Origin of the sequence: Klebsiella sp. Q11 (assembly GCF_964241505.1) — a bacterium.
Classification (GTDB): domain Bacteria; phylum Pseudomonadota; class Gammaproteobacteria; order Enterobacterales; family Enterobacteriaceae; genus Klebsiella; species Klebsiella michiganensis.
Genome location: NZ_CAXSXW010000004.1, coordinates 220,141 through 231,747 on the forward strand (window position 1 = coordinate 220,141; position 11,607 = coordinate 231,747).

14 protein-coding genes are annotated in these 11,607 nt (G+C 58.2%); 6 read left to right on the forward strand and 8 right to left on the reverse strand.

Features of this window, described 5'->3' with window-relative positions; translation table 11 throughout:
- The first annotated feature begins 4 nt into the window (after positions 1-4).
- Positions 5-703 carry an urea ABC transporter ATP-binding subunit UrtE gene (gene urtE, locus ACESQ2_RS08195; RefSeq protein ID WP_014229495.1) on the forward strand — a complete coding sequence of 233 codons (699 nt, stop codon included), beginning with the start codon at positions 5-7 and terminating at the stop codon, positions 701-703.
- A 374-nt stretch (positions 704-1,077) separates the two neighbouring features.
- Here urtE and ACESQ2_RS08200 read toward each other — a convergent pair whose 3' ends face one another.
- On the reverse strand, positions 1,078-1,548 hold the full coding sequence (locus tag ACESQ2_RS08200; RefSeq protein ID WP_009654748.1) for a helix-turn-helix domain-containing protein: 471 nt from the start codon (positions 1,546-1,548) through the stop codon (positions 1,078-1,080).
- A gap of 117 nt (positions 1,549-1,665) precedes the next feature.
- Entirely contained in the window at positions 1,666-2,859 is a 1,194-nt protein-coding gene (gene ydeE, locus ACESQ2_RS08205) for an efflux MFS transporter YdeE (protein ID WP_373170288.1), read from the reverse strand.
- Positions 2,860-3,051: 192 nt separating this feature from the next.
- On the opposite strand from ydeE, the gene eamA reads away from it, so the two are divergent.
- A complete protein-coding gene (eamA, locus tag ACESQ2_RS08210) occupies positions 3,052-3,951 on the forward strand; it encodes an O-acetylserine/cysteine exporter (protein WP_046878025.1) in 900 nt (299 codons plus the stop codon).
- A gap of 32 nt (positions 3,952-3,983) precedes the next feature.
- Here the strand turns inward: eamA and marB are convergent, their stop codons facing one another.
- From marB to marR, 3 genes are read right to left on the reverse strand one after another with little or no spacing between them, the layout of a single operon-like run.
- A complete protein-coding gene (gene marB / locus ACESQ2_RS08215; RefSeq protein ID WP_004851184.1) occupies positions 3,984-4,202 on the reverse strand; it encodes a multiple antibiotic resistance protein MarB in 219 nt (72 codons plus the stop codon).
- A gap of 30 nt (positions 4,203-4,232) precedes the next feature.
- On the reverse strand, positions 4,233-4,613 hold the full coding sequence (marA, locus tag ACESQ2_RS08220; RefSeq protein ID WP_004102351.1) for an MDR efflux pump AcrAB transcriptional activator MarA: 381 nt from the start codon (positions 4,611-4,613) through the stop codon (positions 4,233-4,235).
- Positions 4,614-4,630: 17 nt separating this feature from the next.
- Positions 4,631-5,065 carry a multiple antibiotic resistance transcriptional regulator MarR gene (gene marR, locus ACESQ2_RS08225; RefSeq protein WP_004102349.1) on the reverse strand — a complete coding sequence of 145 codons (435 nt, stop codon included), beginning with the start codon at positions 5,063-5,065 and terminating at the stop codon, positions 4,631-4,633.
- A gap of 261 nt (positions 5,066-5,326) precedes the next feature.
- Here marR and ACESQ2_RS08230 point away from each other — a divergent pair, with 261 nt between their 5' ends.
- Complete coding sequence (locus tag ACESQ2_RS08230; protein WP_373170289.1) at positions 5,327-5,995, forward strand: MarC family NAAT transporter; 669 nt, start codon at positions 5,327-5,329, stop codon at positions 5,993-5,995.
- 76 nt (positions 5,996-6,071) lie between these two features.
- Here ACESQ2_RS08230 and ACESQ2_RS08235 read toward each other — a convergent pair whose 3' ends face one another.
- Entirely contained in the window at positions 6,072-7,271 is a 1,200-nt protein-coding gene (locus ACESQ2_RS08235; protein WP_025105754.1) for a sugar transporter, read from the reverse strand.
- 204 nt (positions 7,272-7,475) lie between these two features.
- Between ACESQ2_RS08235 and ACESQ2_RS08240 the strand changes: the two genes are divergently transcribed.
- Both ACESQ2_RS08240 and ACESQ2_RS08245 read left to right on the forward strand, forming a co-directional pair.
- The gene (locus tag ACESQ2_RS08240; protein ID WP_373170290.1) at positions 7,476-8,267 is read left to right on the forward strand and encodes a PhzF family phenazine biosynthesis protein; all 792 of its coding nucleotides are present in this window, start codon (positions 7,476-7,478) and stop codon (positions 8,265-8,267) included.
- Between the two features lie 9 nt (positions 8,268-8,276).
- The gene (locus ACESQ2_RS08245) at positions 8,277-9,065 is read left to right on the forward strand and encodes a PhzF family phenazine biosynthesis protein (protein ID WP_048263399.1); all 789 of its coding nucleotides are present in this window, start codon (positions 8,277-8,279) and stop codon (positions 9,063-9,065) included.
- Between the two features lie 119 nt (positions 9,066-9,184).
- Here the strand turns inward: ACESQ2_RS08245 and ACESQ2_RS08250 are convergent, their stop codons facing one another.
- Positions 9,185-10,129: an L-lactate dehydrogenase gene (locus ACESQ2_RS08250; protein WP_224259965.1), complete on the reverse strand. Its 945-nt coding sequence runs from the start codon at positions 10,127-10,129 to the stop codon at positions 9,185-9,187.
- A gap of 145 nt (positions 10,130-10,274) precedes the next feature.
- Here ACESQ2_RS08250 and ACESQ2_RS08255 point away from each other — a divergent pair, with 145 nt between their 5' ends.
- The gene (locus tag ACESQ2_RS08255; RefSeq protein ID WP_014229488.1) at positions 10,275-10,757 is read left to right on the forward strand and encodes a GNAT family N-acetyltransferase; all 483 of its coding nucleotides are present in this window, start codon (positions 10,275-10,277) and stop codon (positions 10,755-10,757) included.
- Here ACESQ2_RS08255 and ACESQ2_RS08260 read toward each other — a convergent pair.
- Complete coding sequence (locus ACESQ2_RS08260; protein ID WP_373170291.1) at positions 10,711-11,589, reverse strand: LysR substrate-binding domain-containing protein; 879 nt, start codon at positions 11,587-11,589, stop codon at positions 10,711-10,713. The two genes, ACESQ2_RS08255 and ACESQ2_RS08260, sit on opposite strands and share 47 nt — an antisense overlap.
- Positions 11,590-11,607: the final 18 nt, after the last annotated feature.

Consider the following 11,607-nt stretch of genomic DNA (forward strand, 5'->3'; position numbering starts at 1 on the left):
GCGGATGTTACAGGTTAATCAACTACATCAATATTATGGCGGCAGCCATATCCTGCGTGGAGTGGATTTTGCCGCTCGCCAGGGCGAGATCACCTGCCTGCTCGGGCGCAACGGGGTGGGGAAAACCACCTTGCTGAAGTGCCTGATGGGGCTGATCCCGGCGCGCAGCGGCGAGGTGCTGTGGCAGGAGAAGAATATCACCCACCGTAAACCGCACCAGCGGGTGCAGTCGGGGATCGCCTACGTGCCCCAGGGGCGGGAGATTTTTCCGCGCCTGACGGTTGAGGAGAATCTGCTGATGGGGCTGTCCCGCTTTCCCGCCCGCGACGCGCGCGCGGTACCGGAAGAGATTTATCAGCTGTTTCCGGTACTGAAAACCATGAAGCAGCGGCGCGGGGGCGATCTTTCCGGCGGGCAACAGCAGCAGCTGGCCATTGGCCGCGCGCTGGCCAGCCGTCCGCAGCTGTTGATTCTTGATGAACCGACGGAGGGCATTCAGCCGTCGGTGATTAAGGAGATTGGCGAGGTGATTCGTCAGCTGGCGAACCGCGGGGATATGGCGATTCTGCTGGTCGAGCAGTTTTATGATTTTGCCGCCGGTCTGGCGGATCGCTATCTGGTGATGTCGCGCGGCGCGATTATCCAGCAGGGCAACGGCGGCGATATGGAAGCCGAAGGCGTCCGGGGGATGGTCACCATTTAACTCGCCCCGGATGGCGGCCTCCCCCCGGCTCGCGCTGCGCTTAGCCGGGCTACAGGTATACAGCAGTCTGCTGGCCCGTAGCCCGGGCAAGGCGCTTTGCGCCGCCTCCGGGGAGATCGCCACAGGCCGCATTGGATATGGCTCCCGGAGGCGATGCTGCGCATCTGTCCAGGCTACCGCTCGCAGACGGCGATGGACCCGTAGCCCGGGCAAGGCGCTTGCGCCGCCCCCGGGGAGATCGCCATAGTCCGCACTAGATATGGTTTCCCGGAGGCGATGCTGCGCATCTGTCCGCGCTACCGCTCGCAGACGGCTATGGACCTGTAGCCCGGGCAAGGCGCTTTGCGCCGCCCCCGGGAAAAGCGCGCAGAGGGCTATTTGCGCAGCAGCCGCTGCAGGCGCGCCTGACGCCAGCGATTAATCCATTCGCCAAAAACAAACAGACGCAACCCTTTAACCACCAGCAGCGCTCCCCAGACGATCGCCACCCATGCGGACCAGTAGCTCTCTGCGCCGCTCAGCCAGTTCAGCAGCGCCAGCAGAACGCAAACGACGACGGCCACCGTCAATGAACGGTAAAAACGGCTCTCGCGTTCGACGCGCGCTTTGGCTTCCTCAATACGTAAATCCAGCGACGCTTCGTGGCCCGCCGGTGATTCGCCGCTTATCTCGGCGACGTTAACTTCAAATACCGCCGCAAGCGCGCTGAGCGTCTCGAGGCCGGGGCGGTCGCCGTTCTCGATGCGCTGAATGGTGCGCACGCTGACGCCGGCCAGTTCGGCAAGCTGCTCCTGCGACCAGGCGCGCTGCAAACGTAATTGTTTAACCTGATGACTACTGTTCATTGTTTCTATCTCCGGGTGAAAACCTGAGATGGAGTATCATCGAGCGGGCTGTCGGGCACCACGATCGAAACCCGACAGGGACGCGACAGCAACCTGACAGCCGCACGGCGCCTGGCATCAGGCGCGGGCGACCGCGCTACCGTTCCACGGACGAACGTTCATGCCGCGGAAAATCATCAGCCATGCGGCGATAATCGCCAGCATCAATATCACAAACAGCGACCAGTGCGGCAGATGGGTCAGAATCGTTCCGGTCAGCATCGGGTTAAACGCCGCCCCCAGCCAGCCCAGCGACTGGGCGGAAAAGTAGCTGGCTTTCATGCCCGGCGGCGCAATGTTATCGATCAGCATATATTCCCCCGGCGCGTAGATAACCTCTCCGAGTGTAAAAATGGCGGCGGAGAGGCCCCACAACAGCAGGCTGTTATCGGAAATAACAAAACCGCCCAGCCCGAGCACAAAACAAACCGTCCCAAAGGTCATCAGCGGGCGAATATTGCGGGCGGTAAGGCGACGACCAACCGCATACTGCAGCGCCACCACCACGGCCGCGTTAACCGGCAGTACCACCGCAACCACTTTTTCGGCAAAATCGCTGTCCGCTACCACCAGCACATACTGGGAAATGCAGGAAGCGAAAGAGCCGCCGACAAAGGAGGCCAGCAGGCCGGAAAGGGTAAACCACAGCAGAGCGCGATCGCGCAGCAGCACCGACGGCGACCACTGGACCGCGTTATCCTGAGCAATCGCGGCGCTGGTGCGCTGCACAAACAGCTGAATAAATACCAGCGGAAGGGCGGCGCAGCCGGCCGCCAGCCAGAACGGCAGGTTAATACTGTGCATGACCAGCAGAGTGCCGATAGGCGGTCCAACGGTCCAGCCAATATTGAGAAAGGTGTAGTTAAGGGAAAAAATCTGCGCCTTCTTTTCCGGCGACAGCACGTCGGCAAACCACGCTTTCAGCACGGTAGAGAAGACGGAGTAAGCGCAGTTAATCAGCGCGAAGAAAAACACCACCAGCGCGACGCTATTGATCAGAGGAATAGCGATAAAGCCGCCAATAAACGCCAGCACGGCGAGCGTCATATAGCGCTTTTTGTCGAACTTATCGGCGAGAATGCCAAACCCCATGCTGAACAGCACCCCGACGATCAGCGCGCTCGACAGCGCATAGCCGATTTTATCCACCTCCAGCTGGTACTGGCGGGTGAGGTAGATCGTCATAAAAGGTAACGTTGCGCCGCGGCCAATGGTTAACAGCAACGACGAAGCCAGCAGCGCTGCGGTTGAGCGCCTGAGAGTCGGTATCATTTTTTCCTTGCCTGATGTGATGTTATTTTTGTTGTCACGATCACAAATAGCACGCTAACCGGGGCTTGTATAGTTCCCGGAGGTGATGAAAAGCACGCCAGCGCCCTACCGAAAATAATGATCTATGCGGCGGACGAATTATTCGGTAGTTTGATTTTGTTCGCAAAAATTCCAATAACAACCGAGGCGGGTATGACGCGTAAAGACGGGCTGCTGGCATTGCTGGTGGTGGTGGTATGGGGGCTGAATTTCGTGGTGATCAAGGTGGGGCTGCATCATATGCCGCCGCTGATGCTCGCCGGACTGCGCTTTTTGCTGGTGGCTTTCCCGGCGCTGCTCTTCGTCGCGCGGCCAAAAATTCCGCTGAGCCTGCTGCTGGGCTACGGCCTGACGATTAGCTTCGGTCAGTTTGCGTTTTTGTTCTGCGCGATTAGCCTCGGCATGCCTGCCGGACTGGCATCGCTGGTGCTGCAGGCGCAGGCCTTTTTCACCATCATTCTCGGGGCGTTTATTTTCGGCGAACGTTTACAGGGGAAACAGCTGGCGGGGATCGCGCTGGCGATTTTCGGCGTACTGGTGCTGGTCGAAGCCAGCCTCGGCGGCCAGCATGTCCCGCTGGTGGGCTTTATGCTGACGCTGGCCGCGGCGCTGAGCTGGGCCTGCGGTAATATCTTCAACAAGAAAATCATGTCGCATGCGAGCCGGCCGCCGATTATGTCTTTGGTGGTATGGAGCGCGCTGATCCCGGTGCTGCCGTTTATGCTGGCGTCGTGGTTCCTCGACGGCCCGCAGGTCATGGCGGAAAGCCTGCTGCATATCGACCTGCTGACGATCCTGTCGCTGCTCTATCTGGCGTTTGTTGCCACTATCGTCGGCTATGGTATTTGGGGGGCGCTGCTCGGCCGCTATGAAACCTGGCGCGTGGCGCCGCTGTCGCTGCTGGTGCCGGTGGTCGGGATGGCCAGCGCGGCCCTATTACTCGGCGAGACGCTGAATAGCCTGCAGCTGCTGGGTGCGGTACTGATTATGGCCGGGCTGTATATCAACGTATTTGGCCTGCGGATCGTGCGTCCGGGCATGGCGCGGGGGTAAAAAAAAGCCCCGGTCACGGGGCTAAAGGGATTTTACAGGCTTTGCTGGTTGTAATAGGGCACGCCCAGTTCATCTGATTTATCACTGCCAGAGGCCATGTGATTGAAATCAAAAGGCGAATCATTATGTTCGGAAGGAATAATCATCGCATCCCGGTTGTTGTGGCGAACCGGGGTGCTGGTTTGCTCCGCATAACTTTGGCTCGAGACCAGCGCCAATAGCACGATGGCGGCGGAAGCGAATAGTTTCATGATTTCCTCAATACGTCTTTTTGCAGGCGGTTAACAACAGTTATTTAATGGGAGCAGGTAGCGCGACTCGCCCGGCACGTTGGTAATACGATACTGGTGCGGCGGAACATCGAAATAGTTCTTAAAAGTTCGCGTCAGCGTTTGCTGCGATTCAAAACCATAGCGTTCGGCCAGGTATAAGATAGGCTCGTTGCTCTGCTTCAGCTTCTGCGCGATCTCGGTCAGCTTACGGCTGCGGATATACTGTCCCAGCGAGTGACCGGTCTCTTTCTTGAACATTCTTTGCAGGTGCCACTTGGAGTAACCTGAGCGCTCTGAAACCTTCTCCAGCGACAGGGGCGATTCCAGGTTATCCTCGATCCACGACAAAATACTATGGATAGTGATGGCGTCGTTATTGCGTCTGGACATCATCTTACCTCTTCTTATTACGACAGAACTTTTTTGAGTAAACACTCAAGAGTGGCCACTTCATCCGTCGACAGATTTTTTGTTAGTTCCTGGTGCAATTTCTGACCCACAACCTGATGACATTGCTCACAAAGGGCTGCGCCGTCTGGCGTTAACTGTACCAGCACGCCACGCTTGTCAGTCGGGTTGGGTAACCGTTCAATCCAGCCTTTACAGACCAGGCGGTCGAGCATGCGCGTCATTGCGCCTGGGTCGACCGAAAGCACGGTTTTCAGCTCAACGGGGGTAATACACACTTCGCAACGAATGGAACAGAGCACCCGGAACTGGGTGGAAGTAATATCCATCGGCGAGAGATAGTCGTTGAGCAGGCGATCTTTTTTCTGGTTAACCATCTGGATCAAGCGGCCAAGAGGGATCATTTCGTTAAACAGGTCGCTTGTACTTTTCACAATGGTTGCCCAGGCAATGACTTAGTTGCGGGAGATATTATTGCCTAGGCAAATATAAGTCAACCTGATGAATTAGCCGATGCCACGATTTGCTAAAACGAATTGTTGTGAGGCAGGTCACTCTATTTCACGTTGTTATCTTATGATTTGAAGGAAGGGTGAATGCGTCCTGAGGAGAACGGGTACAATCTGGCAACAGACGATATACTCAGCACGCGTCATTTTTTTGATAATCCAATATTGACAGGACCTTAATTCACTATGATGGATCTTTTTAAAGCGATAGGCCTGGGACTGGTAGTGATTCTACCGCTGGCGAACCCGCTGACTACCGTGGCGCTGTTCCTTGGCCTGGCCGGGAATATGAACAACGCCGAGCGTAACCGTCAGTCGCTGATGGCCTCGGTTTATGTGTTCGCCATCCTGATGGTCGCCTGGTATGCCGGCCAGGTGGTGATGAACACCTTCGGAATATCGATTCCCGGTCTGCGTATTGCCGGCGGCCTGATCGTCGCCTTTATCGGCTTCCGCATGCTCTTTCCCCAGCAAAAAGCCCATGACTCGATGGAAGCTAAGCTGAAATCGGAAGAGCTCGAGGATGAACCGACGGCGAATATCGCCTTCGTTCCGCTGGCGATGCCAAGCACCGCAGGGCCAGGGACAATCGCGATGATTATCAGCTCAGCGTCTGCGGTAAAGCACGGGGCGAGCTTCCCGGACTGGGTTGTACTGGTCGCGCCGCCGATTATTTTTGCCCTGGTCGGGATTATCCTGTGGGGCTGTCTCCGCAGCTCCGGGGCAATCATGCGTCTGGTCGGGAAGGGCGGCATTGAGGCAATTTCCCGCCTGATGGGCTTCCTGCTGGTCTGTATGGGCGTGCAGTTTATTATTAACGGCGTGCTGGAGATTATTTCCACTTATCACGCCTGACGGTCATCGCCGTCCTGATACCAGACGTAAAAAAACCTGCCGATCTCACGACCGGCAGGTTTTTTTAGCAGCACGATCAGGAGTGATGCGGCTGCTGATCTTCCAGCGACACCGGCCAGCGGCGGAAAATCATCACCGCCCACACTAACGCGACGACCGCAGGGATCGCCCCGACATAGCCAATGGACGCCATTGACAGATGGGTACTGACCTGGCTGCCCACCAGCGCGCCCGCGCCGATGCCGATATTAAAGATCCCCGAAAATAACGACATCGCCACGTCGGTCGCGTCCGGCGCCAGCGCCAGCACTTTGACCTGCATACCGAGACCGATAATCATGATCGCCACGCCCCAGAAGACGCTCAGCAGCATCAGGTGGTTGGCGTTGTGCGAGGCGGGCAGCAGCAGCAGCAGGCACGCCAGCAGCAGGCCAATCGCCGCGTTAATTAACCCGGACGCATGCAGGTTGCCGAGCTTACCAAAGAGGATGCTGCCGACGATGCCCGCGCCGCCCAGGGTCAGCAGCAGCACGGTAGCGAAGTTGCCGCTCAGGCCGGCGACCGTCTGAACGAACGGTTCAATGTAGCTGTAGGCGGTATAGTGCGCGGTCACCACAATCACCGTCAGTAAATAGATGCTCAGCAGCGCAGGGCGACGGAACAGCACCGGCAGGCTTTTCAGCGACCCTGAGTGCTCGCTCGGCAGCTTAGGCAGCAGCTTGATCAGGCACACCATGGTAACCAGCGCACCGAGGCCGATGACCAGGAACGTGGTGCGCCAGCCAAAGTATTGCCCGACGATACGGCCAATCGGGATACCGAAGACCATTGCCAGCGCGGTACCGGTGGCAATCAGGCTCAGCGCCTGCGCGCGTTTACCTGCAGGTGCCATTCGTATAGCCAGCGCCGAGGTGATCGACCAGAACACCGCGTGGGCAAAGGCGATACCGATACGGCTGATCACCAGCACGTTGAAGTTCCAGGCCAGGAACGACAGCACGTGGCTGGCGATAAACAGGATAAACAGGCCAACCAGCAGGCGACGGCGCTCCATCTTGCTGGTCAGCAGCATAAAGGGCAGCGACATCAGGGCGACAACCCAGGCGTAGATCGTCAGCATAATCCCAACCTGCGCCGTTTCCATGCCAAAGCTGTCGGCGATATCCGACAGCAGGCCCACGGGCGCAAATTCGGTGGTATTAAAGATAAATGCCGCAATCGCAAGCGTGACTACGCGCAGCCACGCGACCTTGCGTGAAACCGTATTTGTCATCATAAGTTCAGGGCTGGTTACAAAGAGGAAAGAAGTGGGACGATCTTAAAACGATTGCTGCTGAAAATACAACCATTTTGTGATCTACATCTCATTTTCTCTTCAGCCAGATTTTCGGCACTAACGGATTAATTTTTCTATTAAACGTGTGGATTTCTCACGTTTATGTCATGTTATCGATAAGTAAAAAAACAGAGGGACAGAATAATGCAGGAAATTAGCTTTTATCTGGTTGATGCCTTCAGCGATCGGAGCTTTGGCGGCAACGCGGCGGCCGTCTGCCCGCTGACCGAATGGCTGCCGGACGAAACGCTGTTGAAAATGGCGCAGCAGCACAATCAGTCGGAGACCGCGTTTTTTGTGCGTACGGATGAGGGGTATGAGCTGCGTTGGTTTACCACGCTGTACGAAATCAACCTCTGCGGCCACGCGACCCTGGCGGCCTCGCACGTCATTTTTGAATATTTTGACCACCCCTCATCGACAATCGTATTTAGTACCCGCTTTGTCGGTGAGCTTCGCGTCACGCGCAGCGGCGACTGGCTGACGCTGGATTTCCCAGCCTGGGCGACGACCGCCGTTGAGCAGCCGCCTGCGGAGCTGCTGGGCGGGCTGGGGCTGAGCGACGCGGTGGAAGTCCGCGTGGCGCGTGATTACCTGGTGGTTTTAGCCGACCGCCAGCAGGTGGAGGCGGTGCGTCCGGATATGCAGCTGCTTGAGCGCCTCGGCAAAATGATCTGTATCAGCGCCGCGGACGAAGAGTATGACTTTGTCAGCCGTTTCTTCTGTCCGGGCGAGGCGGTGGCGGAAGACCCGGTCACCGGCTCGGCGCACAGTATGCTGATTCCCTACTGGGGCGAGAAGCTCGGCAAAACGGATATGCAGGCGCGGCAGGTGTCGGCCCGCGGCGGCGACCTGCGCTGCCAGTGGCGGGGCGACCGGGTTCTGATCGGCGGTCAGGCGACCACCTACTTAATCGGCACGATTACGCTTCGTTAAGGAGGGACGGTGACGGAAATTCCTTTTTATCTGGTGGCGGCGTTCAGCGACCAGCCTTTCGCCGGCAACCCGGCTGCGGTATGCCTGCTTAAAAAGTGGCTGCCGGATGAGCTGCTGCTCAAAATGGCGCAGCAGCACAACCAGTCGGAAACCGCGTTTGTGGTACCTGAGAGCGATGGTTTTGCGCTGCGCTGGTTTACCACCCGCAATGAGGTCAATCTCTGTGGCCACGCCACGCTTGCCAGCGCGCACGTGATATTTCATCACCTGGATTATCCTGATGCGCTGATTCACTTCGCGACCGCTTCCGGTCGGCTGACCGTGAGCCGCGAGGGCGACTGGCTGACCCTGGATTTCCCGGCGGGAGAAACGGAAGAGCGCGAGCCGCCCGCGGAGATGCTCTCCGCGCTGGGGATTGAGCGCTACCTGCATGCCCGCAAGGGGCGCGCATGGCTTATCGAACTGGCCTCCCGTGAGCAGGTCGAAGCCCTGCGGCCGAATATTGCTGCGATGACGCCCGGCGAACATAAAGTGACCGTGACCGCCGCGGGCAGCGGGGAATATGACTTCGTTAGCCGCTTTTTCTCACCCGGTGAAGCGGTGTGGGAAGATCCGGTAACCGGTTCGGCGCATACTATGCTGATCCCCTACTGGAGCGCAAAGCGGGGTAAAACTCAGCTGCTGGCGCGACAGGTTTCCGCGCGCGGCGGCGATATGCGCTGCGAGCTGAAAGGAAAACGCGTATTGATGAGCGGCCAGGCGGTGACCTATTTAAATGGCGTAATAACGCTACGCTAGCTCACCCGTCATCATAAGACGGGATCGGCAACAGACCCGCCGATCCCGAATCCGAGTGGGTTACACGGCAAACTTATCCTGCGCGCTATTTCTGCGAAACCCGCAGGGAAAATAGACCATCACGGTAGACGGGCGATATTGGCTTTAATCACTTCGATAGAGTGGCGGAATTTCTCCGCTTCATCATCGGCCAGCTGCAGCTCAATAATCTGCTGCACGCCGCTTTGCGTCAGCACCGCGGGAACGCCAGCCGCCGCGCCGGTTACGCCATATTCCCCGTCAAGAATGCACGACACCGCCAGCGCGCGATGGCTGCCGGTGAAAATATTGCGGCAGATTTCGGCGATGGTTCCGGCGACGCCGTACTCCGTGCAGCCTTTGCCGGCGTAAATCTCAAACCCCAGCTTGCGCACCTTTTCGGCAATCAGCTCCCGGTCGAGAGCCAGGCCGGTATGTTTTTGGTAAACATCGGCGATGGCGGAGCCGTAAACCGCCGAGTGTGACCACACCGGAAACTGGGTATCGCCATGCTCGCCAAGAATAAAGGCGTCGATGCTTTGCGCGCCGATATCCAGCGCCTGGGCCAGTACCCGGCGTAAGCGCGTCGTGTCCAGCCAGACGCCGGTACCCAGCACCTGGCCGCGCGGCAGGCCCGAAAGCTGCCACACCTGCCAGGTGATGATGTCGCAGGGGTTGGTGGCAACCAAAAAGATGCCGTTGAAGCCGCCGCGCATCATCTGCGGGACGATGCTTTTGACGATTTTTGCCGTGTTGGTCAGTTCGTCCAGCCGGGTTTGACCCGGCTTGAGCGCGCCGCCGGAAACGGTGATAACCGCGATATCGACATCGGCGCAGTCGCTGGCTTCCCGGGTGGAAATGGTCATCATGCCCGGCATGTAGGCGGCCGCGTCGCTCAGGTCCTGAGCGTGCGCTTCGGCGCGTGGTTTATTGAGATCGACAAGGATCAGCTCCTCGCAAATATTCTGGTTTAACAGGGCGTAGGCCGCTGAGGCGCCGACGTTTCCGGCCCCGATAATCATCACCTTGCGCGCTTTGGTATTCATCGTATTTTCCTGATAAAAGACGTTATGTCGCAAAATTACTGCCTCTCAAGGGGGGAGCGCAAGTCGGGTCAGAAGCTATAAGTTAATGCTATGGCGGCTCCGCGGACGCCCCGCGCTACAGTACGCTCAAAAAAGGAGCTTCTTTATGTACACTATCGCCGCGACCCCGCTAAATCACCCGGACCTGACCGCCTTAATTGCCGAGCTGGACGCATACCAGCAGACGCTCTACCCGGCGGAAAGCAATCATCTTATCGACCTGAGCGCGCTACCGGCGGCGTCGGTCATCGCGCTCATTATCCGCGATGGGCAGCACCGGGCCGTCGGCTGTGGGGCCATCGTGCTCGGCGAAGAGGGGATTGGCGAGATGAAAAGGGTGTTTATTCACCCGGCCCATCGCGGCCAGCAGCTGGGGGAAAAACTGCTGGCGGCGCTGGAGAAAGAGGCGATAAATCGCGAATGCCATACCGTACGCCTGGAAACGGGCATCCATCAGCACGCCGCCGTCGCGTTATACACGCGCAATGGCTACCAGACCCGCAGCGCCTTTGCGCCGTATCAGCCGGATCCGTTAAGCATTTTTATGGAGAAGCTGCTGCTTGTCGATCTTCGTTCAGCAGCGCTATAAACGCCTCGAGCTGGCGAGTTTTCGCCCCGCGCCGCCAGACCAGCCAGGTCGTCAGCCAGCGCCACTCTTCGGCCAGCGGCCAGGCGGATACCTGCTGATGGCCCGGCATACTCTCCAGCATACTGCGCGGCATCAGCGCCAGTCCGGCGCCTGCAATGACGCAGGCCAGCATCCCGTGGTAGGACTCCATCTCATGGATCCGCCCCGGGGTGGCGCGATCGGCGTGGAACCAGCTCTCAAAATGACGGCGATAGGAGCAGTTGGCGCGAAATGCGTAGACGCTGGCGCCGTTCACTTCGCTGGCGCGGGCGATGGGCGGGTGGCCAAAGGGCGCGACGATCATCATCTCTTCCGGGAATACCGGTAACCTCTCCAGCCCCGGGTGCACCAGCGGACCGTCAACGAACGCTGCGCTCAGATTTCCCTCAAGTACGCCGTCGATCATGGTGCCGGAAGGACCGGTGGAGAGGGCCAGGTGAATCTTGGGATAGCGCTGATTAAAATGCGCCAGGGTAGGGGAAATGCGCACGGCGGCGGTACTCTCCAGCGAGCCGAGCGAAAACAGCCCCTGAGGTTCATCTCCGGCGACCACCATCCTCGCTTCATCAACAAGGGCGAGGATCTGCTGGCTATAGCGTAAAAAGCTGTGCCCGGCGGGGGATAACCGCAGCCGCTGATTTTCGCGAATAAACAGTTCGACGCCGAGATCCGCCTCCAGCTGGCGGATGCGTGTGGTCAGGTTTGACGGCACGCGATGCACCTTCTGCGCGGCCTGGGTAATGCTGCCGGTGCTGGCGACGGCGTTGAACATCTCAAGCTGGGTCAGATCCATAGTGTTCTTCTTTTGTGA